The sequence below is a fragment of the Rhodovulum sp. PH10 genome (assembly GCF_000293785.1).
Classification (GTDB): Bacteria; Pseudomonadota; Alphaproteobacteria; order Rhizobiales; family Xanthobacteraceae; genus Rhodoplanes.
This window is the reverse complement of record NZ_AKZI01000036.1, coordinates 1-23,701: the sequence shown is the minus strand read 5'-3', so window position 1 is coordinate 23,701 and position 23,701 is coordinate 1. Positions and strand designations below refer to the sequence as shown.

Below are 23,701 nucleotides of genomic sequence, written 5' to 3'. Positions count from 1 at the left end.
CGGGCTACCCGACCGGCGGCGGGGAAGAATCGATCGGCGCAATACGCTTCGCTGTTGCGCCCTACGCCTACGGGGTCTCCGTCCCCTGCACCCGGTCGCCGAATTTTGCCCGCACCTGCCCTTCCCGGCTCGGATGCACGCGCAGCTGCACGGTGGTGACGCCGTCCTCCGAGGTCGAGGTCTCCAACACGTCGCCGTGGCGATGCAGCCAGCCGAACCCGGCGCCATCGGCGGCGTCGAGCGTCACCGTGAGCGGCACCCGCGTTTTCGCCACCCGCTCGGAGATGTCGCGGATCAGCGCGTCGAGCCCCTGCCCGGTCGTCGCCGAGACGAGCTGCGGCCGCTTCTCCGGCGGCCTGCGGGACGCCAGATTCTCCAGCCGCTCGCGCTCCTCGGCCGACACATTGTCGATCTTGTTCCACACCTCGAGGAGCCGCGGGTCCTCGGGCGGAATGCCGAGCTCGGCGAGCACGGTGTCGACGTCCTTCGACTGCGCTTGCGTATCGCCGTGCGAGACGTCGCGGACGTGCAGGATCAAGTCGGCCTCGATCACCTCCTCCAGCGTCGCGCGGAAGGCGGCGACCAGCATGGTCGGCAGGTCGGAGACGAAGCCGACGGTGTCGGACAGGATCACGCGAGGGCCGTCCGGCAGGTCGACCGCGCGCAGCGTCGGGTCGAGGGTGGCGAACAGCATGTCGGTCGCCAGCACGCCCGAGCGGGTCAGCCGGTTGAACAGCGTCGACTTGCCGGCATTGGTGTAGCCGACCAGCGCGACGATCGGATACGGCACGCGCTTGCGGCTCGTGCGATGCAGTGCGCGGGTGCGCTTGACCGTGTCGAGGTCGTGCTCGATGCGGCGGATGCGGTCCTGGATGATGCGGCGGTCGGTCTCGAGCTGGGTCTCGCCGGGGCCGCCGAGAAAGCCGAAGCCGCCGCGCTGCCGCTCGAGGTGGGTCCAGGAGCGCACCAGCCGGCTCTTCTGATAGGTCAGATGCGCGAGCTCGACCTGCAGCGTGCCCTCACGGGTGGCGGCGCGCCGGCCGAAGATCTCCAGGATCAGCCCGGTGCGGTCGACCACCTTGGCGTTCCAGGCCTTCTCGAGATTGCGCTGCTGCACTGGCGACAGCGCGCAGTCCATCACCACGAGCGAGGCCTCGGTGCTCTTCACGAGGCCCGCGATCTCCTCGACCTTGCCCTTGCCGAGATAGGTCGACGGCCGCACCGCGCCGAGCAGCACGATGCCGCTCTCGACCACGTCGAGATCGATCGCGCGGGCGAGCCCGGTCGCCTCGTCGAGGCGCGCCTCGGGCGAGCGGGTGTCGGCCTCGTGGCCGGGCGCCGTGGCGCCGGCCGAGCGCGGCTCGGGGTTGCGCAGATAGGGTCCGAGAACGACGCACCGCGCCGTCGCCGAGCCCGTGGGTGGGCTCGGACGGTCGGCCGAGCGATCCTGTCGACGTGGCTCCAATCAGGCTTTTTCCGCTGCTTCCTCGGCGCCTTCGAACAGTTGGATCGGATGACCCGGCATGATGGTCGAGATCGCGTGCTTGTAGACGAGCTGCGAATGTCCGTCGCGTCGCAGAAGTACGCAGAAATTGTCGAACCAGGTCACGACGCCCTGCAGCTTGACGCCGTTCACGAGGAAGATGGTGAGCGGAGTCTTGTTCTTGCGGACGTAATTCAGAAAGGTGTCTTGTAGATTTTGTGAGCGATCGGCTGCCATGGCCGTTTGTTCCATTGTACTCGCGGTCCCCGTCGCGAGGCGGCGTTCGTTTTCGCGCGGGCCACCGTCCGGAGAGTCGGGCGACCCGCGTGGGCGGTCGGTATTAGATTGCACCAATGAAAGGAGCGCAAGCCCAAGCTTCGCGATAACCTGCGGATTCTACGTATATCTTTCCCAAGTCAAGACAATTCGGCGAAGTCGTGGAACCGGCGGCGTAGCGCTCGGGCTATCGGTCCGGGCACCCCCTGCCCGACCGGTCGGCCGTCGATCCTGACCACCGGCATGACGAGCTGGCTCGCCGCCGTCACGAAGGCTTCGCACGCCGCGAGCGCCTCGTCGACCCTGAACGGACGCTCCTCGAAACGGAGATGCTCGGCGTTCAGCACGTCCTGCACCACCGCGCGCGAAATGCCGGGAAGGATCTCCGGGCCGAGCGGCCTTGTGACCACCGCGCCGGCGGCGGTGACGATCCAGGCATTGGACGACGCGCCCTCGGTGACGAAGCCCTCCCGATCGACGAACCACGCTTCTCGCGCGCCCGCCTCCCGCGCGGCCTGCTTGGCGAGCACGTTCGGCAACAGCGCGATCGATTTGATGTCGACCCGCGCCCACCGCGTCTCCGGCACGGTGATCACGGCGATGCCGGCGCCCGCGATGCGCTCGCCCTCGGCGGGATCGAGCCGGCGGGTGGTGACGACCACGGTCGGCCGGGTGCCGGCCGGCGGAAAGCCGTGGTCGCGCCGGGCGGCGCCGCGGGTGACCTGGAGATAGACGATGCCATCGACCAGCCGGTTGCGGCGGACGGTCTCGTGCAGCACGACGTCCAGCGCCGCGAGCGGCATCGGCAGCGGGATGCGCAACTCGTCGAGCGAGCGCGTCAGCCGCGCGAGGTGCCGGCGCTGGTCGACGATGCGCCCGCCTTTCACCTCGCACACCTCGTAGACGCCGTCGGCGAACTGGTAGCCACGATCCTCGATGTGGACGGCCGCCTCCCGGTGGGGAACGTAGAGGCCGTCGACGTAAGCGACGCGGGACATTTCTTCTTTCTTTTCCGGTCAGTCCATTCCCAGCGCCTTGAGCTTGCGGTGGAGCGCCGAGCGCTCCATCCCGACGAACTCGGCGGTGCGTGAGATGTTGCCGCCGAAGCGGCTGATCTGAGCGCGCAGATATTCGCGCTCGAAGGCTTCGCGCGCCTCGCGCAGCGGCATGCCCATCAAATGCTCGCCGCCGTTGCCGCGCGGCATCGCCGGCACCATCGAGCCGACGTCGGGCGGCAGCATGCTGGCGGTGATGATGGCGTCGGGGTCGCCGCCGGCGAGGATCATCAGGCGCTCGACATTGTTGCGCAGCTGGCGGACGTTGCCGGGCCAGTCGTGCGACTGCAGCACGGCGAGCGCGTCGTCGCCGATCCGCCGCTTCGGCAGGCCGGTCGCCTGGGAGATCTGCTCCTGGAAATAGTCGACCAGCTCCGGCACGTCCTCCCGCCGCTCGGCGAGCGGCGGCACCCGGATCGGCACCACCGACAGGCGGTGATAGAGGTCCTCGCGGAACCGCCCGGCGCCGATCTCCTCCTCGAGATTGCGCGCGGTGGAGGAGACGATGCGCACGTCGACCGCCACCTTGGTGGTGCCGCCGACCCGCAGGAACTGCTGATCGACCAGAACCCGGAGAATCTTGCTCTGGGTCTCCTTCGGCATGTCGGCGATCTCGTCGATGAACAGCGTGCCGCCATGCGCCTCCTCGAGCGCGCCGACCTTGCGCGTCTCGCTGCCGTTCGCCTCGACGCCGAACAGCTCGACCTCCATCCGGTCCGGCGTGATGGCGGCGGCGTTGATCACCACGAACGGCCCGCCCGATCGCGCCGACAGAGCGTGCACGGTGCGCGCGGTGAGCTCCTTGCCGGCGCCGGAGGGGCCGACGATCAAGATGCGGCTGTTGGTCGGTGCGACCTTCTCGATGGTCTGGCGCAGGTGGTTGAGCGACGCCGAGCGGCCGACCAGGCTCGACGGGAACGGGGTGAGCTGCTTCAGCTCCTTCACCTCGCGCTTGAGGCGCGAGGTCTCGAGCGCGCGGTCGGCGACCAGCACCAGCCGGTCGGCCTTGAACGGCTTCTCGATGAAGTCGTACGCGCCCTGCTTGATCGCGGCGACCGCGGTCTCGATGTTGCCGTGGCCGGAGATCATCACCACCGGCAGCTCGGGATGCTCGCCCTTGATCAGCGCGAGCAGCTGGAGCCCGTCGAGCTTGGAGCCCTGCAGCCAGATGTCGAGGAAGACCAGGCTCGGGCGTCGCGCCTGGATCGCTTTCATGGCGTCGTCGGAGTCGCGCGCGGTGCGGGTGCCGTAGCCTTCGTCCTCGAGAATGCCGGCCACCAGCTCGCGAATGTCGGCCTCGTCGTCGACGATCAAGATGTCAGACGCCATGTCGTTGCTCGCTTTGTTGTTGTGCCGTGTCGGCGACGTCGCTGTCCGGCTCCGGGTCGGCGGCGAAGCGCAGTCGCATCCAGGCGCCGCGCGCGCCGGGCTCGCGCTCGGCCGCATCGTGCAGCTCGATGCGACCGCCGTGCTCCTCGAGGATTTTTCCGACGATCGCGAGGCCGAGCCCGGTGCCCTTCTCGCGGGTGGTGACGTACGGCTCGAGCAGCCGCCGCCGGTTCTCCTTCGGCAGGCCGATGCCGTTGTCGATCACGTCGATCGTCACGTCCGGCCCGTCGCGGGCGACCGCGACGTGGATGTGGCCGTGCTCGGCCTCCTCGGCCGGCACCGCGGCGATCGCCTCGGTGGCGTTCTTGATGATGTTGGTGAGCCCCTGCGAGATCAGCCGCCGGTCGAACTTTGCCGGCAGCGGCCCGTCCGGGATGTCGGCGGTGATCTCGATGTCGGCGTGCCCGACCCGCATCAGGAAGACCGCCTGGCGCACGGTGTCGGCGACGTCCTCGGCGGCGATCACGGGCTTGGGCATCCGGGCGAAGCGGGAGAACTCGTCGACCATCCGGCGGATGTCCTCGACCTGCCGGACGATGGTGTCCGTGCACTGCTCGAACACCTGCTTGTCCTCGACGATCACCTTGCCGTACTTGCGGCGCAGCCGCTCGGCCGAGAGCTGAATGGGCGTCAGCGGGTTCTTGATCTCGTGGGCGATGCGCCGGGCGACGTCGGCCCAGGCCGAGGTGCGCTGCGCCGTCACCAGTTCGGTGATGTCGTCGAGCGTGAAGACCCAGCCGTGCTCGGGGGCGGCGGTCTGCTCGGTGGTGAGCCGCACCGAGACGGTGCGCTCGCGCCCGTTGCGGGTGATCGAGGCCTGCCCCTGCGCGAACCGCTGGCCGGTCGAGCGGGCATTGTCGAACATTTCCGCGAGCTCCGGCACCACCGTCGCGATCGGCTGGCCGAGCACGGACGCGTCCTGCGCGCCGATCAGCTTTTCCGCCGAGCGGTTGAGGATGGCGACGCGGCCCTCCGGGTCGACGCCGATCACCCCGGCACTCGCGCCCGCCAGCACGGCTTCCATGAACCGGCGGCGGCTGTCGATCAGGTCGCGCGCCCGCACGATGTCGTCGCGCTGGGTCCGCAGCTCCTGGGTCATCTTGTTGAAGGTCTCGCCGAGCTGGGCGAGGTCGCCCTCGGACGGCCGCACCGGCACCTGGACGTGAAGGTTGCCGGTCGAGACGACGTTCGCCGCGCCGATCAGCCGGCGGATCGGGGCGACCAGCCGGTTGGCGAAGGCGAAGCCGATCCACACGGCCGACAGCAGCACGGTCAGGGCGATCACGGTGAACATCAGCGCGAAGGCGATCTGCACGCCGAGCCGGCGCGCCTCGAGCGCGGCGAACTCGGACACGGTCGTCTGCGTCTCGCGGAACTGCGACACCACCAAGGGGTTGAGCGGACGGGCGACATAGAGATAGAGGTCGTCGTAGCCGCGCAGCTTCATCACCGCCGCGACATAGCTCGCGTCCGGATTGATGATCACCTGCGGCTCGGCGTCGGTCGCCTTGGCCATCACCGCCTCGCCCGGCGGCGGGATCGGCTGCGCCACCTTGATGTCGGCCCGGAGCAGCTCGCTGCGGTCGCGGTTCAGCATCACGGCGACCGGCAGGCCGCGCACCGACGCCTGGGCGGTGAAGAACTGGCGGAAGCGGTCGCGGTCCTGATCGAACAGCGGACGGGCGCGACCGACGTCGAACGCCATCGCCTGGGTCTCGCTGCGCAGCGACTGGGCGTGCTCGGAGAGATAGGCCTCGGCGACGATCAGCGAGTTGGCGATCACGCCGCGCGTGCGCTCGGTGAAGAAGCGGTCGAGGCCGCGATCCAGCGTGATCGAGGCGACCACCGCGACCAAGATCGCGGGTGCCGCGGCGATCACCGAGAACAGGCCGACGATCCGCACGTGCAGCCGGGCGCCGGCGGTGCCGCGGCGGCGCGCCTGGACAATCTGCCAGACCTCGCGGCCGATCACGCCGAGCAGCAACGCGACGGCGACGCCGTTCGCCAGGAGACAGCTGACGACGACATTGTGGGTCGGGACGATCGGTGTCAGCCCGGCGAGCACGAGGAAGGTGACCAGCGCCGACAACAGCGCCGCCACCACGCCGATCGGGCCGATGATGCGGGTCGCGCTTCCGCCGCCGGGCTTGGTGCCCGCGAGCTCGGCGGCCGTCGCCTCCTCGACCGATGCCATGACCCCTCCCCGCGGCCGCCGCGCGTGCGGCCTCCGTCACCGGCGACGACCGGTGTCTGCCTCTCGCAATGAGGCGTTTGTACAACAATGTTGCCGAATTGAGACGAATCGACGGCGGCGTGGCCGAAACGACTCCGTACGGAAATCGGGTGGTGGAAATCCTATCGTCCGAACGGGCGGGTCAGGTGCTCGTCCGGATCACCCGGATGTCGAGATCGCGGATCTTCTTGCGCAAGGTGTTGCGGTTGACGCCCAAAAGCTCGGCGGCCCGGATCTGATTACCACGGGTGGCGACGAGGGCGGCCGACAACAACGGATGCTCCACTTCCCGCAGCACGCGGTGATAGAGGCCGGGCGGCGGCAGGGTGTCGTTGAAGCCGCCGAAATAGCGGGTGAGGTGCCGCTCGACCGCCGAGGACAGGCTCTCGTCGAGCCGCGGCTCGTCGGTCGGCGCGTTGGTCGCGGGCTGCGCCAGCTCGCCGTCGATCACCGCGGCGGTGATGGTCTCCTGCGGATAGAGCGCGGCGAGCCTCCGGGCGAGATTTTCCAGCTCGCGGACATTGCCGGGCCAGCGGTAGCGTTTCAGGCGGTCGAGCGCGGCCTTCTCGATCTGCTTGGCCGGCAACCCTTCGCGCTCGGCGGTCGCGAAGAAGTGGTGGATGAGGTCCGGAATGTCCTCGGTGCGCTCGCGCAAGGGCGGCAGGCGCAGTGGCACCACGTTGAGGCGAAAGAACAGGTCCTCGCGGAAGAGGCCCTGCTGGATGAGGATGCGCAAATCCTTGTTGGTCGCGGCGATGATGCGCACGTCGGTCTTGATCGCGGTGCGGCCGCCGACGGTGGTGTACTCGCCCTGCTGCAGCACGCGCAGGAGGCGGGTCTGCGCCTCCATCGGCATGTCGCCGATCTCGTCGAGAAAGAGCGTGCCGCCCTCGGCCTGCTCGAAGCGGCCGGCGCTGCGCGCATTGGCGCCGGTGAAGGCGCCCTTCTCGTGGCCGAACAGCTCGGACTCGATCAGGTCGCGCGGGATCGCCGCCATGTTGATGGCGACGAAGGTGCCGGAGCGGCGCTTGCCGTAGTCGTGCAACGCGCGGGCGACCAATTCCTTGCCGGTGCCGGACTCGCCGGTGATCATCACCGTGAGGTCGGTCTGCATCAGGCGGGCGAGCAGGCGGTAGATGTCCTGCATCGCCGACGAGCGGCCGACCAGCGGGATCGCCTCGATCTCGTCGGGCGGCGGCGCCTTGGAGGCGACCTCCTTCGGCTCGGCGAGCGCGCGGCCGACGATCGAGATCAGCTCCTTGAGGTCGAAGGGCTTGGGCAGATACTCGTAAGCGCCGCGCTCGGACGCCCGGATCGCCGTCATGAAGGTGTTCTGCGCGCTCATGACGATGACCGGCAGGTCGGGCCTGAGCTTCTTGATGCGCGGCAAAAAGTCGAAGGCGTTCTCGTCCGGCATCACCACGTCGGTGATCACCAGGTCGCCCTCCCCCTGGCTCACCCAGCGCCACAGGGTCGCGGCGTTGCCGGTGGATCGGACCTCGTAGCCGGCGCGCGACAGCGCCTGGTTCAGCACCGTGCGGATGGCCGCATCGTCGTCGGCGACCAGAACTCGACCCGTCGGCATCGTCATCCCCTCGAAGCGGCGCCGTCGCGCGCGGCGCCCCCGCGCCCGCCGTCGTCGCCCGTGTAGTCGCCCGTGTACATGGGCATCAGCACGCAGAACGATGTCCGGTGCGGTTGCGATTCGCATTCGACGATCCCACCGTGATCGCCGATGATCTTCGCCACCAATGCAAGCCCGAGGCCGGTTCCGGTCGGCTTGGTGGTGACGAACGGATCGAACAGATGGGGCCGCAGATCCTCGGGCACGCCGGGGCCGTTGTCCTTGACGCAGAATTCCAAGGGCAGCGACACCCGCGCCTTGCTGCCGGGCAGCGACAGCCGCACGCCGGGGCGGAAGGCGGTGGTGAGCTGGATCTCGCCGTCGGTCGCGTCCGAGCCGATCGCCTCGGCGGCGTTCTTCACGAGATTGAGGAAGACCTGGACGAGCTGGTCGCGGTTGGCGAAGATCGCCGGCAGCGAGGGATCGTACTCCTCGACGAAGCGGATGTGGCGGGCAAAGCCCGACTGGGCGAGCCGCTTCACGTGCTCGAGCACCACATGGATGTTGATCGGCTCGCGGTCGACCGGCCGCTTGTCGGCAAACACCTCCATGCGGTCGACCAGCTTCACGATGCGGTCGGCCTCGTCGCAGATCAGCCGGGTGAGCGCGCGGTCGTCGTCGCCGACCGACTGCTCGAGCAGCTGCGCCGCGCCGCGGATGCCGGACAGCGGGTTCTTGATCTCGTGGGCGAGCATGGCGGCGAGCGCGGTGACCGAGCGGGCGGCGCCGCGATGGGTGAGCTGGCGATCCATCTTGTCGGCGATCGAGCGGCGCTGCAGCATCACCACGACGTGGCCGGGCTGCTCGGGCACCGGAGCGACGTGCAGGTCGACGATGCGCTCGCTCGGCATGCGCGGCGTGGTGAGGTCGACCTTGTACTCGTTGACCGCCCCGCCCCGCTGGCGCACCTGCTCGATCAGCTCGAGCAGGGGACTTCCGAACGGCACCAGCTCGCGCAGCTTGTAGCGGCGCAAGAGCGGCGCCGAGATGTCGAAGAAATGCTCGGCGGCGGTGTTGGCGTCGCGGATGTCGCCGTCCGGGCCGATCACGATCACCGAATGCGGCAGCGAGTTGAGCACGGCCTCGGCCGGGGCCCCGAACGAGCCCTGGGCGGACCAGCGCGTGCGCCTTTCCAACGGTACGGACGTCATGCGGCCACCTTCCACTCGAGCGCGGCGAATGCCTCGCGCAGTCGCCCGGCCACCTGGGTCGGGTCGTCGGTCGTGAGAACGTGCTTGCGCTGGCGCTTCAGCGCCTCCGCCGGCGCGCCGGCCGTGCGGGCGACGGTGTCGAGCGTCCAGCCGAGATGCTTCCTGGCGTGGCGCGCGCCGACCTCGCGGCCGTGATGCACCAGCATGTCGTCGAACAGCTCGAGCATCAGCGCGAGCTGCTCGGCCGGCGGCGGATCGCTTTCACGGCGGCCCGTGGCGAAAAAACGGGCGATTCTCCCGGGCAGCCACGGACGGCCCTGGGCCCCGCGGCCGACCATCACCGCATCTGCCCCCGACTGCGCCAGCGCCGCCACCGCGTCGTCCTCGCCACAGATGTCGCCGTTGACCACCACCGGGATCGTCACCGCGTCCTTCACGGCCCGCACGGCCGCCCAGTCGGCCCGGCCGCCGTAAAACTGGTTGCGGGTGCGCCCGTGCACGGTGACGAGCTGGACGCCCGCCTGCTCGGCCCGCCTGGCGAGGTCGGGTGCGACGATCGAGCGAGAATCCCAGCCGAGCCGCATCTTCAGCGTCACCGGCAGCGACACCGCCGCGACGGTCGCCTCGATCAGCCGGGTGGCGTGGTCGAGATTCTGCATCAGCGCCGCCCCGGCGGCGCCGGTCGTCACGTTGCGGGCCGGGCAGCCCATATTGATGTCGACGATGTCGGCGCCGGCGTCGGCGGCGATCCTTGCGCCCTCCGCCATCCAGTGCGCCTCGCGCCCGGCGATCTGCACCACGTGCAGCCCGACACCCTGGCTTTCGAGCCGCAGCCGTGCCACGGTGCGACCCTCGGCGAGCGCCGCGCACGCGGTCATTTCCGACACCACGACACCGGCCCCGAGCCGCGCCGCCAAGCGGCGGAACGGGGCGTCGGTGATGCCGCACATCGGGGCGAGGAAGACCGGATTCGGCAGGGCCACGGCTCCTACCGCGAGAGGGCGACGCGGCAGCGGTCCGGGGGAGTGTGGATCACCAGTGAGCATACGTGCCTAGGGAATGGGCGAATTCTCTGTTTGCATAGACCCTAGCCAAATCCGCGGCCGATGCAAGCCTTTCGCAGACGCGAGATCGATCACCGAAGCGGTCGTGCCGAGCGGCCGATTGCGCTTTGCGTGCGATCGCTCTCACGTTAAACCGAACTATGAAGATTTCCATGTCAGGAGTTTGAAATCATGCACGGGGGAGTGGCAGCGATCGTGGTGGCGGGGGGCCGCGGCACGCGCGCCGGTGGTGGCCTGCCGAAGCAGTACCGTTGCGTCGGCGGAATGCCCGTCGTTCGCCGGACGCTGCTCGCCTTCACTGCCCATCCCGGCATCGCCCTGGTGCAACCGGTGATCCATCGCGACGACGAGGCGCTGTTTCGTGAGGCATCGAGCGGCCTCGACGTGCTGCAGCCCGCCCATGGCGGCGCCACCCGGCAGAGCTCGGTGCGCGCCGGCCTGGAAGCGCTCGCCGAGCGGGCGCCGGAGATCGTGCTGGTGCACGACGCCGCCCGCCCGTTCGCCACGCCCGCTTTGCTCGACCGGGCGATCGAGGCCGGCCGGGCCGGTGCCGCGATCCCCGGGCTCGTGGTCAGCGACACCGTGAAGGCGGTCGACGGCGAGGGCCGCGTGGTCGAGACGCTCGACCGCAATCGTTTGCGCACCGTGCAGACCCCGCAGGCGTTCCGCTTCGACGCCCTCCTCGCCGCCCACCGCAAGGCGGCGGCCGCCGGCCGCGACGACTTCACCGACGACGCCGCGCTCGCCGAATGGGCGGGGCTACCGGTCGGCGTCTTTGCCGGCGAGGCCGGCAACGTCAAGCTCACCACCGCCGACGACTTTCGCCGGGCCGAGAGCGACCTTCTGGCGGCGCTCGGCGACGTGCGGGTCGGCTCCGGCTACGACGTCCACGCCTTTGCCGAGGACGGCGACCATGTCTGGCTCGGCGGCGTGAAAATCCCCAACGATCGCGGGGTGGTCGGGCATTCGGACGCCGACGTCGCGCTGCATGCCCTGGTCGACGCCATTCTGGGCGCGCTCGCCGAGGGCGACATCGGCGTGCATTTCCCGCCGAGCGACGAGCAGTGGCGGGGTGCCTCGTCCGACCGCTTCGTCGCCTACGCGGTCGAGCGGGTGCGGGCGCGCGGCGGCCGCATCGCCCATGTCGACATCACCGTGGTGGCGGAAACCCCGCGGCTCGGTCCGCACCGCGAGGCGATCCGGGCGCGGGTCGCCGAGATCACCGGCATTCCGGTCGAGCGGGTCGGCCTGCAGGCGACCACCAGCGAGAAGATGGGCTTCATCGGCCGCCGCGAGGGGTTGGTCGCCTACGCCACCGCCACCGTGCGGCTGCCGTGGGGAGCCGAATGAGCGGCGCGAGCGCCTTCCCTGCCCCGGTCGTCGACGCCGCGACGCGCGTGCTCGATGCCTGCCGGGCGAAGGGGCTGACGGTCGCGACCGCGGAATCCTGCACCGGCGGGCTGGTGGCCGGCGCGCTCACCGAGATCGCCGGCTCGTCCGACGTGGTGGCGTGCGGCTTCGTCACCTACTCGAACGACGCCAAGGAGCAGATGCTCGGCGTGCCGCACGGTGTCTTGGTGGCGCATGGCGCCGTCAGCCTGGAGACGGCGGAGGCGATGGCGCGCGGGGTGATCGCGAATACGCCGGCGGCGCTGTCGGTGGCGATCACCGGGATCGCCGGGCCGGGCGGCGGCTCGGTGGAAAAACCGGTCGGGCTGGTGCATTTCGCCGCCGCCGCGCGCGACGGCCGGCTGATCCACCGCGAAAGGCGGTTCGGCGACCGCGGCCGCGCCGCCGTCCGCCTCGCCTCGGTGGCCGAGGCGCTGGACATGCTTTTGGAGCTGGCGTCGCAACGTTGAGGCTCGTGCGAGAGGCCCCGGCCTCGACGGAATTCTCGTAGGGTGGGCAAAGGCGCATCGAAGGTGTGCCGTGCCCACACGTCGAGTAACGCTCGATTCAAGGTGTGGGCACGCTTCGCTCTGCCCACCCTACCATTCCGACCGGGCGAGGCCGCTACTCGTAGGCCACCGCGCCGGGGCTGCCGTTCCGGCGCTTGCCGTACACCACGTCGGCCCGCTTCTCGAAGGCGGTGGCGAAGCGGCGGAAGGCGGCGTCGAACACCGCGCCCATCAGGGTCGACAGCATCCGGCTCTTGAACTCGTAGTCGATATAGAACTCGACCTCGCACTCGTGCTCGCCGAGCGGCTTGAACGACCACCGGTTGGAAAGCACCTTCAGCGGCCCGTCGAGATAGTCGACGGTGATCCAGAACTCCGGCCGGTTCATCGTGACGCGGGTCGTGAAGTGCTCGTGGAACATCTTGTACGACACGGTCATCCGCGCGATCGCGACCGACACCCCCTCGTCCGTCTGCGACCGCCCCCGGATCTTCATGTCCGAGCACAGCGGCACGAATTTCGGATAGCTGTCCATGTCCGACACGAGGTCGAACATGTCCCCGGCCGGGTGATTCACCCGGCGCTTCGCGCGAAACCGCGGCATGGTCAGCGCTTTCCGGCGCGGGCGGCTTTCAGGCGGGCGAAATCCTCCCCGGCATGATGCGAGGAGCGGGTCAGAGGCGAGGATGCGACCATCAGGAATCCCTTCGCGTAAGCAATCGTCTCGAGCGCCTTGAATTCGTCGGGGGGAAGGAAGCGGGCCACCGGATGATGTTTTCGGGTGGGCTGAAGGTATTGGCCGATCGTCAGAAAATCGACGTCCGCCGAGCGCAGGTCGTCCATCACCTGGAGGATCTCGTTCCGCGTCTCGCCGAGCCCGACCATGATGCCGGACTTGGTGAACATGTCGGGATCGATCTCCTTGACGCTCTGCAGGAGCCGGATCGAGTGGAAGTAGCGCGCACCCGGCCGCACGTCGAGATAGAGCGACGGCACCGTCTCGAGATTGTGGTTGAACACGTCGGGTCTCGCCCGCACCACGGTCTCGACCGCGCCGGCTTTTCGCAGGAAATCGGGCGTCAGCACCTCGATGGTGCTCTGCGGCGCCCGCTCGCGGATGGCCCGGATGGTCGCGGCGAAATGCGCCGCGCCGCCGTCCGCGAGGTCGTCGCGGTCGACCGAGGTGATCACCACATGGGCGAGGCCGAGCGTCGCGGTCGCCTGCGCCGCGCGGGCCGGCTCGTCCGGGTCGAGCGGCTTCGGCACCCCGGTCGCGACGTTGCAAAAGGCGCAGGCGCGGGTGCACGTGTCGCCCATGATCATCATGGTGGCGTGCTTCTTCTCCCAGCACTCCCCGATATTGGGGCAGCCGGCCTCCTCGCACACCGTGTTGAGCCCGTGGGCGCGTACGATCGCGTGCGTCTCGCCGTATCCGGGCGAGCCCGGCGCCTTGACGCGAATCCAGCCCGGCTTCCGGACGACCGGACTCTCGGGGTTGGCTTCCTTCTCCGGGTGGCGCGGACGCGGGCGGTGGCCAGCGACCGTATCGAGCACGACGACCATGGTGAACCTTGACCTCGACGGTGCGGATTACTTACGCATGCCGCCGGGTCGCCGCAACCCGGCTCCGGCGAATCCCCTCGGCCGTCCCGCACCGTCGACCGGCGGCCGGCGGCTCCCGTCCTCGCCGGCGAGCGGCCTTCTTCCGTCCGCCACGGACTTTTCTCCATGACCCCCCCGCGAAAAACGATCACCCGGCTGACGCTCGTCGGTTACCTCCTGTGCCCGCAGCTCTACGCCATGATCACGCTGATGGTGGTGGAGGCGCTGCTGTCGGCGGTCACCACCTGGCTGATCATCCAGGCGGGCCGGGACGTGGCGACCGACGCCTTCGTCGTCTCCGACCTCGTGTGGATCGTGGTGACGCAGTCGGCCGCCTATGTCGCCGGCGCGGTGAGCTGGTACTTTGCCGAGCGGGCCGGCTTCCGCGCCTATGGGCGCTACATGCTGCGGTTCGCCCGCGACAATCGTGGGGGTGCCCGGCTGCTCGCCGACAAGGCGGCGCGCGAGCAGGTCGAGCCGTTCCTGGCCGGAACGACATTCGTCAACATCTTCAACCTGATGTACGAGGTGGAGGCGGAGCTGAAGCTGGCCCTCGGCCTCCTGTTCAACGGCATCGTGCTGGGGCTCGAGATCGATGCCGGCCTGCCCGCCGCCTATGCGGCCACGTTCGCGATCCTGATGGCGATTCAATGGGGGCTGCGTGGAAGAGTCGCGGACATCTATGTCGAGAACCAGCGCCAGAACAACCGCGTCTTTGCCCACGGCTATACCGCTTGGGACAATGTCTTCAGCGGCAACGCCTACAATCGCCGGCTCTGGCTCGGCGGCTTCAAGGCAAAGCTGCGCGACTGTTTCCAGGCGCAGGTCAAGGCGATCATGGCGCGCGAGGGCTTGGCGGCGCTCGGCGGCATCATCGGCCTCGGCATCGTCTTCTCGGCGATGGCGTACGTGGTGCTGACCAGCGCCGGCGACACCGCCACCCTGATCGCGCTCGCCGCCACCCTGCCCCGCCAGATCGAGATGACCAACAATGTCCACGAGCTGACCTCCGGCGTGAACGACGTGCTGGCGCTGTGGGCGCGGCTCGGCGGGGTGGTGACCAGCATGCGGCCGCAGGCCGACCCGGATTTCGACCGGCGGATCAAATTCGACCGGCTGGTGCTGCGCGACGGCGACGAGACGGTGGTGTGCGGCACGCTCGACGAGGCGTTGGCGGCGGTGCTGGAGAAGCCTACGGGACGGGTGCACGTGCGTGGCGGCAACGGCACCGGAAAGTCGACGCTGCTGGCGGCGCTGAAGGAGGAGCTGTCGCGGCGCGCCTATTACTGGCCGACCACCGACCGCCTCGCCTTCCGCTTCGCGCTCGCGGCCGGGCTCGGCGAGCCGGAAACGGACGACGACGACGAGGACGCCCCGCCGCGCCCGAAGGCGCCGGTCGGCTTCTCCTCGGGCGAGCGGCAGCTGAAATCGCTGGCCGAGATCGTCGACCACACGGCGGCCGCCGTCTATCTGCTCGACGAGTGGGACGCCAATCTCGACGCCGACAACCGCGCGACCGCCGACGCGATGGTCGAAACCCTCGCACGGCGCGCGCGGGTGGTGGAGATTTCCCACCGCGACAGGGGGTGAAACGATCGAAAGGCTCGCCCCGGCGCCCTCAGCGCCGCGCCGACCGTGGCACGGGCCGTCCCGTCGGGCGATCCGTCTGACGAGACGGCAAGCGGCCCTGCGGGCGAGCCCGCGGGCGCTCGGGACGACCCGCCGGGCCGCCTGCGGCGGCGTGCGCGGCCCGCATCGCGGCGATCCGCTCCCGGTCGTGCCGCTTGCCGAACGTCACGTACCACAGGCCGTAGAGCACCCCGCCGCCATAGAGCGCGAGCTCCATCAGATAGGGCGGCGGCCCGCTCATTCGGCCGCCTCCTCCACCTTGACCTCGCCGGCCTGCACCGTCACTCGCATGCCGTCGAAGGCCGGCTCGACGTGCGAGGGCAGCCGGCGGGCGAGCTCGGCATAATCGAGATCGGAGTGCAGGTTTGTGAGGATGGCGCGCTTCGGCTTCAGCCGGTCGATCCAGCCGAGCGCCTGCTCGACGGAAAAGTGGCTCGGATGCGGGCGGTCGCGCAGCGCGTCGACGATCCACAGGTCGAGCCCCTCGAGCATCGCCACGCTCTCGGCCGGCAGGTCGACGAGGTCGCTCGAATAGGCGACGCCGTCGAAGCGGAAGCCGAGCGAGGCGATGTCGCCGTGGTCCTGCAGATAGGGCAAGGCGGTGACCGGCCCGCCCTCGCCGGCGATCGTCACCGGGTGCCCGGCGGCGATCCGGTGCTCGGTGGCGATCGGTGGATAGTGGCTGCCGGGCGGGGTGACGAAGCAGTAGCCGAAGCGCGCCAGCATCACCCGCCAGGTCGGCTCGTCGAGATAGACGTCGAGCCGCCGGTGCTTGTGCATGAACAGCCCGCGCAGATCGTCGACGCCGTGGGTGTGGTCGGCATGCTCGTGCGTGTAGAGGACGCCGTCGACCCAGTCGACATCGGCATCGATCAGCTGCTCGCGAAGATCGGGCCCGGTGTCGACCAGCACGCGGGTGACCGGCGGACGGCCGTCCGCCCCCGGCGGGCCGCCGTTCGTGCGCTCGACCAGCAGCGAGCAGCGCCGCCGCCGGTTCTTCGGATTTTTCGGATCGCAGACGCCCCAGCCGAGCGCCGGGCGCGGCACGCCGCCGGACGATCCGCACCCGAGAATCGTGACCGTGAGGCTCATGCCGCTCTCCCTCTCGCAATGCGTCCGCCGGCATGCGCCCCGTGCCGGGGCGCTCTCCGCCCGATCTCCCGTCCCGTCAGGCCGCCGCGGCGGCGGGCCGCGGCGTCTTGGAGAACAGCCGGAAGAAGTTTTCGGTCGTCTCCCGCGCGATCGTCTCGAACGACACGCCGCGCGTCTCGGCCAACACCTTTGCGGTCTCGACCACATAAGCCGGCTCGTTGCGCTTGCCGCGCATTTTTCCCGGAGCGAGATAAGGCGAGTCGGTTTCGACCAGAATACGGTCGGCCGGCAGCTCCTTGGCGAGCGCCCGCAGGGCGTCCGACCGCTTGAAGGTCAAAATGCCGGTGAAGCCGACATAGTGGCCGAGCTCGACCGCGCGCAAGGCGAGCTCCCGCCCGCCGGTATAGCAGTGCAGCACCGCCGTGAACGGCCCCCGGCCCGCCTCCTCCTCGAGGATTTTTTGCATGTCGGCATCCGCCTCGCGGGTGTGGATGACGAGCGGCAGCCCGGTGCGGCGCGCCGCCTCGACATGGATGCGAAAGCTCGGCGCCTGCGCCTCGTGCGGGCCGTAGTCGTAGAAATAGTCGAGGCCGGCCTCGCCGATCGCCACCACCTTCGGATGCTTCGCGCGCTCCAGAAGATCGTCGAGGGTGACGTCCGCCTCCTCGCCGCAATGGTGCGGGTGGGTGCCGACCGAGCAGACGACGTCGTCGTACCTTTCGGCGATCGCCAAGAGCGCGTCGTGCTGCTTCACGCGCGTGGAAATCGACACCATGCGGCCGATGCCCGCGGCGCGGGCGCGGGCGACGATCGCGTCCAGCTCCGCGGAGAAGTCGGGAAAATCGAGATGGCAGTGGCTGTCGACGAGCATGGTTTCAGCGATCGGGTATCGGGTTCGGGACGGTTCCGGCCGGTGCGGCGGGAGGCGGCGGCGCCGTCCGTGGCCGCGGCGGCCGGCTTTTCCCTGGGGTAGCCGCCGGGGGCTCCCGAGGCAAGAACCAAGAGGCGGGCGTTCGGTGCCCGCCGGCTTCGATCGGAGCCGAGTCTCCCAGAAAAAACAGCGCGGCCGGCTCGCCCGTGGCACTCGCCACGCGAACCGGCCGCACCGCCCTTCGTCGCGAGCCGGCCCGGCGATGCCGGGCCGCCCCGCTCCCTCATCCTGCGATCGCTTCCTTCTTGCCGAACCGGCCCATGGCGAACCACATGGCGCCGAGGATGGCGAGGCCGACGAGATCGGTCGAGATCGTCTCGTAGAGCAGCAGCAACCCGGCGGCCAGCATCGCCAGCCGGCCGGGAATGCCGAGCGGATGGCGCAGCCAGCCGACGATCCCGGCGGCGAAGCAGAACACGCTGATCACGCCGCTCGCCGCGGTGACGACGATCTCCGGCACCGTTCCCTCCATCATCAGCGGCGGGCCGAAGAAGAACATGAACGGCAGCACGTAGCTCGTCAGCCCGTACCAGAAGGCGGTCCAGCTCACCTTGTTGATGTCCGACCCGGCGATGCCGGCGGCGACGTAGGAGGCGAGCGCGACCGGCGGGGTGATGGTCGAGATGCAGCCGTAGAAGAACACGAACATGTGCGCGGTGAGCACCGGCACGCCCATCTTCACCAGCGCCGGCGCGACCACGGTGGCGAGGATCAGATAGGCCGCGGTGGTGGGCAGGCCCATGCCGAGGATCACCGAGACGATCATGGTGAGAACCAGCGCCAGCAGCGGGATGCCGACCGAGGCGGCGATGATCAGCGCCGAGATCTTGGAGCCGAGGCCGGTGACCGCCAGCACGCCGGAGATGATGCCCGCCGCCGCGCACGCCACCGCGATCGGCACCACGCCGACGACGCCCTTCTCGATCGCGTCGAGCGCCTTCTTGACGAACACCTTCGGGTGCGGCCGGTGCATCACCGCGCACAGCACCAGGAGGACGCCGAGGGCGGCGAACGACGCCTTGAACGGCGAGTAGCCCCACACCATCAGCCCGACCAGCAGCAGGAACGGCACGATGAAGGGGATGCCGTTGAACAGCACGATGCCGAGCGGACGCGGCTCGGTCTCCTCCATCGGCTTCGTCACGATGCCGAGCTTGACCGCCTGCAGATGGACGATGATCAGGATCGACAGGAAGAACAGCAGCGCCGGGATCAGCGCCGCGGTCATGATGTCGGAATAGGGCCGGCCGATGATCTCGGCCATGATGAAGGCGGCGGCGCCCATCACCGGCGGCATGATCTGGCCACCGGTCGCGACCACCGCCTGGATGGCCCCCGCCTGATGCGCGGCATAGCCCTCGCGCTTCATCATCGGGATGGTCAGCGTGCCGGTCACCGCGACATTGGCGGCGGCCGAGCCCGAGATCATGCCGATCAGCGCCGAGAACGCCACCGCCGTCTTCGCCGAGGCGGCGCGCATCCGGCGGGTCAGCCGGCTCGACACCTGGAAGAAGAACTCGCCGGCGCCGAACTCGTCGAGGAAGGCGCCGAAGATCGTGAACATCACGATGTAGGTCGCCGACACGCCGAGCGGAATGCCGTAGATGCCTTCCGTGGTGGTGGCGAGGAAGATCGAGATCCGCTCGAGCCCGTAGCCGCGTCCGTAGAGCTGGCCCGGCAGATAGGGGCTGACGAACGGATAGACGAAGAACGCCACCGTGATCATCGCCAGCGCGAAGCCGACCCGCCGGCGTGCGCCCTCGAGAACGAGCAGGCACAGCGCGAGGCCGACCCAGGCGTCGAGGCGCGTGGTCATGCCACCCGAATAGGCGATCGGCTCCCAGCGGAGCATCAGATAGACGCTGGCCGCGATGGCGACCAGCGCCATCGTGTACCGCGTCACCAGATCGATCAGGCGGACGGCCTCGCTGGTCTTGCCCTCACGGACAGGCAAGGCCGCCGTCGTCGCGAACAGCAGGACGAGGATGGCTCCGAGATGGACGATTCGTATCTCCATCGTCGACATGACCAGCACGCCGCCGACATTGAGTAGATGAAACACACCGAGGCCGATGGCGATCCATCGTAGCGCCAAGGCATCGATCCGCCGCAGGATAGTCGTCGCCATCTCGGGCCTCCCCCGTCCTACGCTGTCACTTGTGCTCGTCGAAGTAGCGCTGGGCGCCCGGATGCAGCGGCACGGCCAGCTTGCGGGCGTCGCCCGCGACGATCTGCTTGGCGTTGGCGTTCATCGCGGCGAACTCGTCGAGATGGTCGTACACCGCCTTGGTGATCGCGTAGGCACGATCGTTCGGCATCGAGGTCGGGGCGATCAGCACGTTGTTGACGCCGAGCGCCTCGGCGTTCTTGTCGAGCGCGTAGACGTCCTTCGGCACGGTGATCTTCGAGTAGTAGGGATACTTCTCGAGGATCTGGTCGAACTTGCCGTCCTCGATCCGCACGAACTTCAGCTTGTTGGTGGCCTGCGCCTGCATCACCGCCGAGGCCGGATAGCCGGACAGCGCGAGCGCCGCGTCGACATTGCCGTCGGAGAGCTGGCTGAAGCCGTCCGAGTAGGACAGGAAGCTCGGCTTGATGTCGCTCATCGACATGCCGTGCGCCTCGAGCAGACGTTGCATGAAGCTCATGGTGCCGCCGCCGGGCGGGCCGACCGCGACGCGCTTGCCCTTCAGGTCGGCGAACGAGTCGATCGAGGAACCTGCCAGCGTGATGATGTGCAGGATGCTCGGATGCAGCGTGCCGAGCGGGGCGATCTTCAGTTGCTCGGAATAGGGGTCCTGCCCCTTCACCGCGAGATAGAGCAGGTTCGCGTTGGTGATGCCGACATCGGTCTCACCGCTCGCGACGAGGCGCGGATTCTCCACCGAGCCCTGGGTCACGATCGGCACCATCGACAGGCCGGGAGCGTGCTCCGTCACCAGATTGGCGATGCCCTGCCCCACCGGATAGAACGCCCCGCCGAGGCTCGCCGTGCCGATGCGGAGTTCCTGCTGGGCGTGCGCGGGCGCGGTGACGCCGAGCGCCATTGCGCATATCAAGCCCACGAGAAGCGGGCGGAGCTTTCGTCGCATTCCATTCCTCCGACTTTTTCCGGTGTAGGACTTCCCCGAACCCGGCGGGACGCCGGGGATCGGTCCGTGCGGTCGCACCCGCCCGGACCCGCGGTGAGGCGACGGCTCGCCGCCGCCTCGTCGGGAAACCGGTCGGGTGCGCTGCGTGGTCGTTTCCGTCTCCTTCGCCTCCGGCGTTCTGCGCGCCGGAAGGGTGGTCAGGCGTCGGCCCACATCTCGGCGAGCGAGGCGTGGTCGGTGAGCCAGGCATAGGCGGCGTGGGACTTCACCAGCGCCAGCGAGCGCGCGAACTCGATCGCGCCGGCCGGGCGGCCGAACACGTGCGCGTGGATCGTGACGTCGATGCAGCCGGGCCGGTTGCCGATCGCCGGCCAGCCGGTGACCAGGCGCTCGAGCACCGCGGTGTAGTCCTCGGGCTTGCCGCCGTGCTTGATGTAGAGCGGCATGTCGTTCACCTCCATGGTGAACGGCATGGCGACGATGGCGCCCTTCTCGGTCTTCAGGGTGCGCGGCAGATCGCGGTCGAAGAAGTCGGCGTGCCAGGCGAACCCCGAGCCGATCAGAAGGTCGGTGGTGCGGGCGCTCGGCGTGCAGCGCGGGCTCAGCCAGCCGCGCGGCTTCTTGCCGGCGGTTCGCTCGATCACCTCGATGCAGCGGGCGAGGTCGCGCGTCTCGTCCTCGGCCGACTGGGTGGCCGGGACGATGTTCTGACCCCAGGCGTGCGCGGCGATCTCGTGACCGGCGTCGACGATCGTCCTGATCAGATCGGGGTGGCGCTCGCACAAGATGCCGCTGGTGTAGAACACCGCCTTGACGCCGGCGGCGTCGAGAATGTCGAGGATGCGCAGCGCGCCGACCTCCGGCCCGTAGGCCGACCAGTTGCGCGCCTGCAGATCGAGCGTGCCGGACTTCAGCGGATTGCCCATCGGCCCGATGCCGGGCGCGGAATCGTCGGTCCACTGCTCCAGCATGATGCTGACCGACACCGCGAGCGTCTTGCGCTCCGGCCAGGCGGACGGCAGGCTCGGCCCCGACTCGACTCCCGACTTGGTGCCCGATTTGGCGAACGACATGTGATTGCTCCTGCTTCGGTCGGGTCGTGTCACATCAGGCCGGCGTACGAGCCGCCGTCGAGCTGAAGGTTCTGGCCGGAGATGTAGCCGGCCTGATCGCTGCACAGATAGGCGCAGGCGTCGCCGAACTCCTTCGGCGTGCCCATGCGGTTCGCGGCGATGGTGGCGACGATCTCGGCACGCGCGTCGGCGAAGGAGATGCCCTTCTCGCGCATGATCCGCTCGGCCATGAAGCGCTGGCGGTCGGTGTCGATCCGCTCGGGCAGCAAATTGTTGATCGTCACGTTGTCGGTGGCCACGGCGCGCGAGATCGCCTTGCTGGCCGCGGTGAGGCCGGCGCGGGCGGCGGTCGACAGCCCCATCATCGGCAGATGCGGCGACTTGACCATCGCCGAGGTGATGTTGACGATGCGGCCGAAGCGGCGCGCCTGCATGCCGGGGATCAGCGCCCGCATCAGCAGGAGGCCCGGCAGCATGTTGGCCTCGACCGCGCGGATCCAGGCGTCGTGATCCCAGTCCTCGAGTTTGCCGGGGGGCGGACCCGCATTGTTGGTGACGAGAATGTCCGCCTCCGGACAGGCCGCGACCAGGGCGGCGCGCCCCTGCTCGGTGGTGATGTCGGCGACGACGGGAACAACCTCCGCGCCGGTCTCGGCGGCGATCTCCGCCGCGGTCGTCTTCACCTTCTCGGCGGTGCGCCCGTTGACGATCACCCGGCAGCCTTCGCGCGCCAGCGCCGTGGCGCAGGCCCGCCCCAGTCCTTGCGAGGAGGCGCAGACGATCGCCGAACGCCCCTTGATTCCGAGATCCATGCTCCCCTCTCACCTTTCCTGTCGGCCGGGCACGGACCCCGCGAGGGCGCGCTCGACAGTCCGAGAAAATGTTCGAACATTATCGAGCGAACGCTAGCACAATCGAACATGCGTCCAACCACATATTTTGCTCGGACAGGCATGCAGGCGGCGGGAACGGATGATAAGAGGCGGTGAGGGCTGCGGTGGGAGCGGGCATCATCCGCGCCGCGCGCATGACGGGCATGCCGAGCATGCGGGTGCGCTGCACACAGCGCTTGCCGGCTTTACCGACAGGTCCTTTGGAATCGTTCGATCGACCGTGTTATAGGGCCAGCATGGCGGAAAAGACGTTCGAGCACATGAGCCGGCGCGCGGGAGAGACGCTCGCGTCGGCGACTTACGTGCAGCTGCGCCACGACATCATGAACGGTGCGCTGCCGCCCGGCAGCCCCCTGCGCATCCGGCAGCTGTGCGAGCGCTATGCGGTCGGCTTCAGCCCGATCCGCGAGGCGCTGAACCGGCTCTTGCGCGATCGTTTGGTGCGGCAGGTCGACCTGCGCGGCTTCGTGGTCGCGCCGCTCAGCAAGGACGAGCTCGAGGAGATCACCAAGACGCGGTGCTGGGTGAACGAGATCGCGCTGCGCGAATCGATCACCAACGGCGACAGCGCTTGGGAGGAGCAGGTGGTGATCGCCTTTCACCGCCTGTCGCGGGTTCCGGTCGATCCGCCCGAGGGGACCGACGCGCTCGAGAACGGGGTCAATCCGGCCTACGAGACCGCGCACCGGCATTTTCACGCGACGCTGATCGGCGCCTGCGGATCGGACCTGCTGCTGGACTTCTGCGAGCAGCTGTTCGACGTCGCCGACCGCTATCGCCGGCTGCGCACGCCGTCCGCCCGCCAGCAGCGCCAGCGCGACGAGCACCGGCTGATCATGGAGGCGACCATCGAGCGCGACACCGAGCGCGCGGTGGAGCTCTTGCGCGGGCACCTGATGAAGACGGCCGAGCTCGCCTACGGGGCGCTCGGCGACGCCGGCAGCGAGGCGTCACCGCGCAGCGCGAGCGACCGCGATCCGATCGGAACGCCGCCGATCGTGCCGGTCACCGCCAAGCCCTGAGCCCTGCCCCGAGCACCGAAGTCCGCATGTGATACCCACGGCGACAGAGTTCGACCTCGTCCTGAGAGCCCGTTTGAAAACTCCGACGGGGCTGCGCCGGAGCCGCTTTCGCCGATCCGGCAGGAGCCGATCGAAGCGCGTACCAGGGAGTACGTGCGAGATCGGCGACGAACCGGGCGGCCGAAAGCGGCCCG

Annotated in this window: 21 protein-coding genes; 4 read left to right on the top strand and 17 right to left on the bottom strand. The window is 69.1% G+C overall.

All coding sequences use genetic code 11. The annotated features are described in order from the left end of the window. Positions 1-67: 67 nt before the first annotated feature. The 8 genes from hflX to dusB form a co-directional block, all read right to left on the bottom strand. Complete coding sequence (gene hflX / locus A33M_RS07095) at positions 68-1,465, bottom strand: GTPase HflX (RefSeq protein ID WP_008385170.1); 1,398 nt, start codon at positions 1,463-1,465, stop codon at positions 68-70. Further along, a complete protein-coding gene (hfq, locus tag A33M_RS07090; protein ID WP_008385166.1) occupies positions 1,466-1,720 on the bottom strand; it encodes an RNA chaperone Hfq in 255 nt (84 codons plus the stop codon). A 179-nt stretch (positions 1,721-1,899) separates the two neighbouring features. Beyond that, entirely contained in the window at positions 1,900-2,757 is an 858-nt protein-coding gene (locus A33M_RS07085) for a D-amino-acid transaminase (RefSeq protein ID WP_008385164.1), read from the bottom strand. 18 nt (positions 2,758-2,775) lie between these two features. Then, positions 2,776-4,143 carry a nitrogen assimilation response regulator NtrX gene (ntrX, locus tag A33M_RS07080; protein ID WP_008385162.1) on the bottom strand — a complete coding sequence of 456 codons (1,368 nt, stop codon included), beginning with the start codon at positions 4,141-4,143 and terminating at the stop codon, positions 2,776-2,778. Continuing rightward, positions 4,133-6,397: a sensor histidine kinase NtrY-like gene (locus A33M_RS07075; protein WP_008385160.1), complete on the bottom strand. Its 2,265-nt coding sequence runs from the start codon at positions 6,395-6,397 to the stop codon at positions 4,133-4,135. The genes ntrX and A33M_RS07075 overlap by 11 nt, the downstream gene beginning before the upstream one ends. A gap of 181 nt (positions 6,398-6,578) precedes the next feature. Continuing rightward, the gene (gene ntrC / locus A33M_RS07070; RefSeq protein WP_008385158.1) at positions 6,579-8,021 is read right to left on the bottom strand and encodes a nitrogen regulation protein NR(I); all 1,443 of its coding nucleotides are present in this window, start codon (positions 8,019-8,021) and stop codon (positions 6,579-6,581) included. A 2-nt stretch (positions 8,022-8,023) separates the two neighbouring features. Continuing rightward, on the bottom strand, positions 8,024-9,211 hold the full coding sequence (locus A33M_RS07065) for a two-component system sensor histidine kinase NtrB (RefSeq protein ID WP_040619638.1): 1,188 nt from the start codon (positions 9,209-9,211) through the stop codon (positions 8,024-8,026). Continuing rightward, positions 9,208-10,194, bottom strand: a complete 987-nt coding sequence (gene dusB / locus A33M_RS07060) for a tRNA dihydrouridine synthase DusB (protein ID WP_008385154.1) — start codon at positions 10,192-10,194, stop codon at positions 9,208-9,210. The genes A33M_RS07065 and dusB overlap by 4 nt, the downstream gene beginning before the upstream one ends. Before the next feature lie 252 nt (positions 10,195-10,446). On the opposite strand from dusB, the gene A33M_RS07055 reads away from it, so the two are divergent. After that, positions 10,447-11,625: a bifunctional 2-C-methyl-D-erythritol 4-phosphate cytidylyltransferase/2-C-methyl-D-erythritol 2,4-cyclodiphosphate synthase gene (locus A33M_RS07055; RefSeq protein WP_008385152.1), complete on the top strand. Its 1,179-nt coding sequence runs from the start codon at positions 10,447-10,449 to the stop codon at positions 11,623-11,625. After that, a complete protein-coding gene (locus A33M_RS07050) occupies positions 11,622-12,134 on the top strand; it encodes a CinA family protein (protein ID WP_008385150.1) in 513 nt (170 codons plus the stop codon). Before A33M_RS07055 ends, A33M_RS07050 begins: the two co-directional genes overlap by 4 nt. Positions 12,135-12,288: 154 nt before the next feature. Here A33M_RS07050 and A33M_RS07045 read toward each other — a convergent pair whose 3' ends face one another. Together A33M_RS07045 and lipA are read right to left on the bottom strand one after the other, a co-directional pair. Then, complete coding sequence (locus A33M_RS07045; protein ID WP_008385148.1) at positions 12,289-12,777, bottom strand: type II toxin-antitoxin system RatA family toxin; 489 nt, start codon at positions 12,775-12,777, stop codon at positions 12,289-12,291. Between the two features lie 2 nt (positions 12,778-12,779). After that, positions 12,780-13,736, bottom strand: a complete 957-nt coding sequence (gene lipA / locus A33M_RS07040; protein ID WP_008385146.1) for a lipoyl synthase — start codon at positions 13,734-13,736, stop codon at positions 12,780-12,782. A 165-nt stretch (positions 13,737-13,901) separates the two neighbouring features. On the opposite strand from lipA, the gene A33M_RS07035 reads away from it, so the two are divergent. Next, on the top strand, positions 13,902-15,365 hold the full coding sequence (locus A33M_RS07035) for an ATP-binding cassette domain-containing protein (RefSeq protein ID WP_008385142.1): 1,464 nt from the start codon (positions 13,902-13,904) through the stop codon (positions 15,363-15,365). 28 nt (positions 15,366-15,393) lie between these two features. On the opposite strand, the gene A33M_RS07030 is transcribed toward A33M_RS07035, so the two are convergent. From A33M_RS07030 to A33M_RS07000, 7 genes are all read right to left on the bottom strand, one after another. Further along, positions 15,394-15,645 (bottom strand): hypothetical protein, encoded by a 252-nt coding sequence (locus A33M_RS07030; protein WP_008385140.1) that lies wholly within the window; start codon positions 15,643-15,645, stop codon positions 15,394-15,396. Then, entirely contained in the window at positions 15,642-16,496 is an 855-nt protein-coding gene (locus A33M_RS07025) for an MBL fold metallo-hydrolase (RefSeq protein ID WP_008385138.1), read from the bottom strand. Before A33M_RS07025 ends, A33M_RS07030 begins: the two co-directional genes overlap by 4 nt. A gap of 76 nt (positions 16,497-16,572) precedes the next feature. Further along, entirely contained in the window at positions 16,573-17,367 is a 795-nt protein-coding gene (locus A33M_RS07020) for a TatD family hydrolase (RefSeq protein WP_008385137.1), read from the bottom strand. Positions 17,368-17,650: 283 nt separating this feature from the next. Next, entirely contained in the window at positions 17,651-19,555 is a 1,905-nt protein-coding gene (locus A33M_RS07015; RefSeq protein ID WP_008385135.1) for a TRAP transporter permease, read from the bottom strand. 25 nt (positions 19,556-19,580) lie between these two features. Next, complete coding sequence (locus A33M_RS07010; RefSeq protein ID WP_008385133.1) at positions 19,581-20,519, bottom strand: TAXI family TRAP transporter solute-binding subunit; 939 nt, start codon at positions 20,517-20,519, stop codon at positions 19,581-19,583. A gap of 197 nt (positions 20,520-20,716) precedes the next feature. Further along, positions 20,717-21,592: a polysaccharide deacetylase family protein gene (locus A33M_RS07005; RefSeq protein WP_008385131.1), complete on the bottom strand. Its 876-nt coding sequence runs from the start codon at positions 21,590-21,592 to the stop codon at positions 20,717-20,719. A 29-nt stretch (positions 21,593-21,621) separates the two neighbouring features. Next, the gene (locus tag A33M_RS07000) at positions 21,622-22,404 is read right to left on the bottom strand and encodes an SDR family oxidoreductase (protein ID WP_008385129.1); all 783 of its coding nucleotides are present in this window, start codon (positions 22,402-22,404) and stop codon (positions 21,622-21,624) included. A gap of 317 nt (positions 22,405-22,721) precedes the next feature. Here A33M_RS07000 and A33M_RS06995 point away from each other — a divergent pair, with 317 nt between their 5' ends. After that, positions 22,722-23,507, top strand: coding sequence for a GntR family transcriptional regulator (locus A33M_RS06995; protein WP_008385128.1), 786 nt, complete (start codon positions 22,722-22,724; stop codon positions 23,505-23,507). Positions 23,508-23,701: the final 194 nt, after the last annotated feature.

Bases quoted from the DNA above. Each gene is read 5' to 3' on its own strand.
- A33M_RS07000 (WP_008385129.1), bottom strand. From the start codon at position 22,404: ATGGATCTCGGAATCAAGGGGCGTTCGGCGATCGTCTGCGCCTCCTCG.
- hfq (WP_008385166.1), bottom strand. From the start codon at position 1,720: ATGGCAGCCGATCGCTCACAAAATCTACAAGACACCTTTCTGAATTAC.
- A33M_RS06995 (WP_008385128.1), top strand. From the start codon at position 22,722: ATGGCGGAAAAGACGTTCGAGCACATGAGCCGGCGCGCGGGAGAGACG.
- lipA (WP_008385146.1), bottom strand. From the start codon at position 13,736: ATGGTCGTCGTGCTCGATACGGTCGCTGGCCACCGCCCGCGTCCGCGC.
- A33M_RS07055 (WP_008385152.1), top strand. From the start codon at position 10,447: ATGCACGGGGGAGTGGCAGCGATCGTGGTGGCGGGGGGCCGCGGCACG.
- A33M_RS07015 (WP_008385135.1), bottom strand. From the start codon at position 19,555: ATGGCGACGACTATCCTGCGGCGGATCGATGCCTTGGCGCTACGATGG.
- A33M_RS07020 (WP_008385137.1), bottom strand. From the start codon at position 17,367: ATGCTCGTCGACAGCCACTGCCATCTCGATTTTCCCGACTTCTCCGCG.
- A33M_RS07085 (WP_008385164.1), bottom strand. From the start codon at position 2,757: ATGTCCCGCGTCGCTTACGTCGACGGCCTCTACGTTCCCCACCGGGAG.
- A33M_RS07005 (WP_008385131.1), bottom strand. From the start codon at position 21,592: ATGTCGTTCGCCAAATCGGGCACCAAGTCGGGAGTCGAGTCGGGGCCG.
- A33M_RS07025 (WP_008385138.1), bottom strand. From the start codon at position 16,496: ATGAGCCTCACGGTCACGATTCTCGGGTGCGGATCGTCCGGCGGCGTG.
- A33M_RS07050 (WP_008385150.1), top strand. From the start codon at position 11,622: ATGAGCGGCGCGAGCGCCTTCCCTGCCCCGGTCGTCGACGCCGCGACG.
- A33M_RS07030 (WP_008385140.1), bottom strand. From the start codon at position 15,645: ATGAGCGGGCCGCCGCCCTATCTGATGGAGCTCGCGCTCTATGGCGGC.
- A33M_RS07075 (WP_008385160.1), bottom strand. From the start codon at position 6,397: ATGGCATCGGTCGAGGAGGCGACGGCCGCCGAGCTCGCGGGCACCAAG.
- A33M_RS07065 (WP_040619638.1), bottom strand. From the start codon at position 9,211: ATGACGTCCGTACCGTTGGAAAGGCGCACGCGCTGGTCCGCCCAGGGC.
- A33M_RS07045 (WP_008385148.1), bottom strand. From the start codon at position 12,777: ATGCCGCGGTTTCGCGCGAAGCGCCGGGTGAATCACCCGGCCGGGGAC.
- ntrC (WP_008385158.1), bottom strand. From the start codon at position 8,021: ATGCCGACGGGTCGAGTTCTGGTCGCCGACGACGATGCGGCCATCCGC.
- A33M_RS07035 (WP_008385142.1), top strand. From the start codon at position 13,902: ATGACCCCCCCGCGAAAAACGATCACCCGGCTGACGCTCGTCGGTTAC.
- ntrX (WP_008385162.1), bottom strand. From the start codon at position 4,143: ATGGCGTCTGACATCTTGATCGTCGACGACGAGGCCGACATTCGCGAG.
- A33M_RS07010 (WP_008385133.1), bottom strand. From the start codon at position 20,519: ATGCGACGAAAGCTCCGCCCGCTTCTCGTGGGCTTGATATGCGCAATG.